The sequence below is a fragment of the Methylibium sp. T29-B genome, from assembly GCF_000576225.1.
In the GTDB taxonomy this organism is placed as follows: Bacteria; Pseudomonadota; Gammaproteobacteria; order Burkholderiales; family Burkholderiaceae_C; genus Methylibium; species Methylibium petroleiphilum.
The window spans coordinates 1-4,118 of sequence record NZ_AZSN01000230.1; the positions used below are offsets into that span (position 1 = coordinate 1).

Below are 4,118 nucleotides of genomic sequence, written 5' to 3' on the forward strand. Positions count from 1 at the left end.
GATCGACGCCGCACGCGCGCCCGACTCGGCCGCACAACCGGGCGCCGAGCCGCCGGGCGTGACCGCCCCGCACGACCACGCGGTCGTGCTGCGCATGCTGGGCGCGCGGGTGGAGCCGCTGATGCAGCGGCTCAGAGCGGTGAGAGGTCGATGGCGCCGGCTGGCGTGGGACTGCGCGGGGGCGGAGCCGCGGGTGTGGCGGACGTGAGGCCGATGGCGCCCAGGTCCATCGGCGCCAGCCCGCCGGGCCCGGTGGCTGGCAGGTCGTAGGCCGACATCAGCGAATCGCGGAACCGCGCCTCGCTGAAGCGGCGCTTCGCCGAGGCGCGTGCGGCCTCGCCGATCTCGGCACGCAGCGCCGGCAGGTCGATCAGTTGAGCGATGCTGTGCAGGATCTCTTCCTCGTTGCGGCACAGGAAGCCGGTTTCGCCGTGGCGGATGATGTCGCGGTGGTCAGGCGTGTCGATGGCCACACAGGGCAGCCCGACCGCCATCGCCTCGGCCAGGAACACCGGGAAGCCGCGCGTCCGCCCGGGCGCCAGGTAGATCCAGCCGGCCGCCAGCCGCGAGGCCAGGTCGGCGTCCTGCCGGACGTCGTGCACGCTGACGTCGGCCGCGCTCAGGCGCACCAGCGAGTTCTGGTCGGTGTGGCCGATCCAGTTGAAGCTCAGGCGCAGCGCCTTGTCGCTCAGCAGAACTGCCAACTGCGCGAACAGTTCGGCCGCACGCGGGTCGTGGACCCGGCTGCCGGTGACGATCAGCGGGTGCGGCACCTCGTGGCGCTCGACCTCGAAGAACGCATCGGCCACCGGGCTCTCGGCCACGTCGATCGACTGCGTCTCGGTCTGCGTGTGCAATACCCGCGCCTCCTGGGCCAGGCTGGTGATGGCGCGCAGGTCGCGCAGCGAGCCGATCACCGGCCGGAGCGACCACAGCATCAGGTCGCCCACCCGTCGCAGCGAGTCCAGCGACTTCGAGCCGTGCGGCGAGTAGTACATGGGCACGTCGAGACCGATCGAGCGCGCCACGTAGGAGCCGATCAGCGAGGGCAGGAAGCCGTGCAGGTGCACCGCCTTCACGTCCTCCGCGGCAACGAGGATGTCGCGCAGCGCCTGCATGGCGGCCTGGGCACGCTGGCTCACGCCGCCGTGCGCCGGCACCAGCACGAGGTCGATGCGCGCATGGAAGCGCGGGAGCTGGTAGCGGTAGCGCAGGTCGTCGGCGACCAGCACGGTCTGCTCCAGACCGCAGTCGGCGAGCGTCTCGGTCGCGGGACCGAGGAAACTGAAGATCTCGTCGGTCAGCGGGCCCACCAGGTGCACCACGCGGCCCGTGGTCGCGACGGGCGGGGTTCGAACGCCTTGCATCGAGGTCTCTTCAGTTCGAACGGCAGCACGACGTCGCGCGGGCTCCCCGGCGGCCCGCGCCGCGCGCTTCAGCGCGCACCCCGCCGCGTGGCCACGACGGCGATCGTCTGGAAAAGGATCCACGCGTTCAGCCACAGCGAACGCCGCCCGACGTAGTAGCGGTCCATCGCGACCCGCTCCGCATACGAGGTCTCGTTGCGACCGCTCACCTGCCACAGGCCGGTCATGCCGGGCCGCACGCTGAGGTAGTGCCAGCGCACGCGGCCGTAGCGGGTGAGCTCGGACACCGTGATGGGTCGCGGGCCCACGAGGCTCATCTCGCCGCGCAGCACATTGAAGAGTTGCGGCAGTTCGTCGAGGCTGGTGCGTCGCAGGAAGTCACCGACCGGCGTGACGCGCGGGTCCTTCGTGAGCTTGTGGTCGCGCGCCCATTCGGCGCGGGCCTCGGCATCGTCGCGCAGCACATCGGCGAGCATCTGCTCGGCATTGACATACATGCTGCGGAACTTGAGGCAGCGGAACAGCCGGCCATCGCGGCCCACGCGATAGTGGCCGAAGAAGATCGGAGCCCCGTCGCGGCGCCAGATGAGCCAGGAGACCAGCAGCATCACCGGGCTCAGAAGCACCAGGATGATGAATGCGAGCACCTGATTGAACACCGTGTTCACCGCGTCGAGCGCAGAGTGGCGCGGGCCGGTACGGCCCTTCACCCGCAGAGCGTTGAACACGTAGGACGCAGCAGTCATTCGATATCTCCCATCGACCGATTTTGCGGCAGTATTGCTGCAGTGCAAGATCCAAGCCAAAAATGACGTGGGAGTTACTTGCGATTACGGCTTTGGGGGTCCTTCGCCGTTTCGGAGCGCTTCAGAGCCCGTTGTTGTAAGAGCATGTGGCGGCGCGAAGACCGCGCATCGAACCGGCTCGTTCTCATAGAGCGTTTCGAGCCTGCTTCGATCTGCGGGATGGGAAGCGATGGGCTCTCCGGGTAGCGAGGCGCGTGCACGGCACGCTGCATCAGGCACATGCGGCACCTCCACGGAGCTTCGACGGCAACGCGATCCGAGTACCCCGAAAAACTACATGTTTTGACACACTGCAGCAATTGAGCAACACTGCATCGAGCGGGCTCCCTCAAACTCATTGCATCGCGCGCACCTCGAAGCGCAGAGCCCTCAGGAGACAGCATGAATCTGAAGTCCTATCTCGTTGCCGCGCTGGCCACTGTGGCCCTGCATGCGAACGCCTTCGTCGGCAACTACACCGAAGGCTCGTTCACCTACAACTCGGGCAAGCAGTTCACCGTGGCCGACGTGTTCAATTTCCAGCTGTCGGCCCCGTCGACACTGCAGACCACGCTCGAGATCACCAAGAGCAGCGGCATCCTCGGCCTGGGCCTGTTCGACGCCGACGACAACCGCTATCTCGGCGGGCTGCTGTTCGGTGGGTCGAACGGCACCACGGCCACACAGAGCTTCGCCAACCTCTCCAGCGGCAACTACTACTACGGCGTGCTCGGCGGTTTCTTCCCGAAGGGCAGCTACAGCCTCCAGTCGGCGGCCACCGCCGTGCCGGAACCAGCGGCCCTGTTGCTGGCCCTGATGGGCGCGGGCGGGCTGGCCGTTGCGGCCCGCCGCCAGCGCAAGTCGGCCAAGGTCGCCCGCTGAGTGTCGTTCCGGGCTCCGGTGACGTGCCCGCACGAGGCGCCCTCCGGGGCGCCTTTGTCTTTTGCGGCATCGAACGGATACAGCCGCACACCGCTGTTGTCGTCGCTTTCGTCGTGATCGCGCACCAGTCTTGCTATGGTCAGGGTTATCCCGCCTCTCTCATCCGATGAAGCTTTTCAACCCCTCCGCCTCCAGCCGCCGCCGTCCGCGCGCACGCCTCGCGCTGCTCGCGACCTGCAGCCTCGTGGGGCTCGCTGCGTGCGGTGAGCGCCAGGAAGCCCGCAGCTCGCAGGTCGCGGCCCGCGTGGGCAGCGGCGAGGTCTCGATCCACCAGGTGAATCTGGTGCTGCAACGGCAGGCCGACCTGCGGCCCGAGCAGGTCGAGGTCGCCAGCCGCACCGCACTGGAGCGCCTGATCCAGCTGGAGCTGGCCGTGCAGAAGGCCGGCGACGCCAAGATCGATCGCGACCCGCAAGTGGTGCAGGCCGTGGATTTCGCGCGCCGCGAGGTGCTGGCGCGGGCCTACATCGATCGCCTGGCCGACAGCGCGGCCAAACCCACGGCGCAGGACATCGACCGCTTCTACGACGAGCGCCCCGCCCTGTTCAAGACCCGACGCCTCTACTCGGTGCAGGACATCGGCATCGCGGCGCCGGCAGAGGCCGTGCCGGCCCTGCAGGCCAGGCTGGCCGCCGCAAAGTCGACACCCGCCCTGCTGGCGGAGCTGGCAGGCACGGGCCTACCCTACTCGCTGAGCTCGGCCACCCGACCCGCCGAGGACTGGCCCCTGCCGCTGCTCGACCGGCTGGCCGGCATGAAGGAAGGCGAGGTGGGCTTCCTCGTGCAGCCGCAGGGGCTGCGCGTGCTGGTGCTCACGGCGGCCGCACCGGCGCCCCGCAGTCTGGACGAGGCGCGCGCCAGCATCGAGCAGTTCCTGATGAACGAACGCAAGCAGCAGAAGGTGGATGCCGAGCTGAAGGCGCTGCGCAGCACCGCGGAGGTCCAGTACCTGGGTCAGTTCGCCCAAGCGGCACCGGCCGGCGCCGCGGCGGCCGCCCTCCCGCCCGCAGTGCCCGCGGCTTCG

4 protein-coding genes are annotated in these 4,118 nt (G+C 68.9%); 2 read left to right on the forward strand and 2 right to left on the reverse strand.

Annotated elements, in window-relative coordinates; all coding sequences use genetic code 11:
• Positions 1 to 131: 131 nt before the first annotated feature.
• Positions 132 to 1,367 (reverse strand): glycosyltransferase family 4 protein, encoded by a 1,236-nt coding sequence (locus Y694_RS22855; RefSeq protein WP_051495931.1) that lies wholly within the window; start codon positions 1,365 to 1,367, stop codon positions 132 to 134.
• A gap of 68 nt (positions 1,368 to 1,435) precedes the next feature.
• Positions 1,436 to 2,113, reverse strand: a complete 678-nt coding sequence (locus Y694_RS20135; RefSeq protein ID WP_036235848.1) for a sugar transferase — start codon at positions 2,111 to 2,113, stop codon at positions 1,436 to 1,438.
• 441 nt (positions 2,114 to 2,554) lie between these two features.
• Between Y694_RS20135 and Y694_RS20140 the strand changes: the two genes are divergently transcribed.
• Both Y694_RS20140 and Y694_RS20145 read left to right on the forward strand, forming a co-directional pair.
• The gene (locus Y694_RS20140; RefSeq protein WP_036235851.1) at positions 2,555 to 3,034 is read left to right on the forward strand and encodes a PEP-CTERM sorting domain-containing protein; all 480 of its coding nucleotides are present in this window, start codon (positions 2,555 to 2,557) and stop codon (positions 3,032 to 3,034) included.
• A 166-nt stretch (positions 3,035 to 3,200) separates the two neighbouring features.
• On the forward strand, positions 3,201 to 4,118 hold a 918-nt coding region (locus Y694_RS20145), incomplete at its 3' end, for an EpsD family peptidyl-prolyl cis-trans isomerase (protein ID WP_036235854.1).